At 75.4% G+C, this 1,061-nt stretch carries 1 protein-coding gene and 1 pseudogene; one reads left to right on the forward strand and one right to left on the reverse strand.

The window, feature by feature from the left end; translation table 11 throughout:
* Positions 1-150: 150 nt before the first annotated feature.
* Entirely contained in the window at positions 151-849 is a 699-nt protein-coding gene (locus FV223_RS28340) for an RluA family pseudouridine synthase (RefSeq protein WP_147729966.1), read from the forward strand.
* Between the two features lie 40 nt (positions 850-889).
* On the opposite strand, the pseudogene FV223_RS32230 reads toward FV223_RS28340, so the two are convergent.
* A pseudogene (locus tag FV223_RS32230) lies at positions 890-1,061 on the reverse strand (tRNA (N(6)-L-threonylcarbamoyladenosine(37)-C(2))-methylthiotransferase MtaB); the annotation flags it as partial.

Here is a 1,061-nt window from a genome sequence, read left to right on the forward strand (position 1 = left end):
GCCCTCCGCCGGCGAGGCGGGCGAGTCCGCCGGCGGCTCGGGGGCTTCGGTCGCGCCCTTGCGCCCGAACAGGCGGCCGAACCAGCCCGGCTTCTCGTCTTGGCTCATGTCGTCCTTGCTCCCGCGCCCCGGCACCGTTAGCCGGGAGGCATGTCGTCGCCCGCCGCTATCCACCCTGACATAGGCGCGCGCCTGCTCTACCGCGATGCCCTGGTCCTCGTCATCGACAAGCCTGCGGGTTTGCCGGTGCATCCGGGGCCGAAGGGCGGCGAGACCCTGACCGACCACCTCGACGGGCTGCGCTTCGGCCTGCCGCGGCGCCCGGAGGCCGCGCACCGGCTCGACCGCGACACCTCCGGCTGCCTCGCGCTCGGGCGCCACGCGCAGGCGCTCGCCCGCCTGAACAAGCTGTTCGCCGACGGGCGGGCCCGGAAGGCGTACTGGGCCCTGGTCGAGGGCGGCCCGACGGAGGAGACCGGCAGCGTCGACCTGCCACTCGCCCGGCGCTCGAGCGATCCGCGCTCGTGGTGGATGAAGGCGGATCCCGCCGGCGATCCGTCGCTGACGCATTGGCGCGTGCTCGGCCGGTCCGGGAGCCAGGCCTGGCTCGAGCTCGTGCCGGTCACCGGCCGCACCCATCAGCTTCGCGTCCACTGCGCCGCATCGGGGTTTCCGATCGTGGGAGACCCGATTTACGGCACCGCGCCGCGCCACGGCGGCCCCGGCCTGAAGCTCCATGCCCGGCAGCTCGCCCTGCCGCTCTACCCGAAGAAGCCGCCGGTCGTCGCCGAGGCGCCAGCGCCGGAGCACATGCGGAGCGGGCTCCTCGCCTGCGGCTGGACCGCCTGAGCTGCGGGGGCGGGCGGGGTGCGCAGCCGACGGCCTGCGATCAGGCGGCGAGCAGCGCGCGGCCGTCGTGGCCCAGGATCGCCACCGTCCGGATCGTTCCCGGCTCCGCCGTGAGCCGCACCGGCGTGAAGCCTTCCGTGCGGCCGATGCCGCCGCGCTCGGCCAGCACCCGGTGCGAGCGCCCGACCTCGCCGTCGAGGTGGTCGGTCAGG

Source organism: Methylobacterium sp. WL116, from assembly GCF_008039455.1.
Lineage (GTDB): Bacteria > Pseudomonadota > Alphaproteobacteria > Rhizobiales > Beijerinckiaceae > Methylobacterium.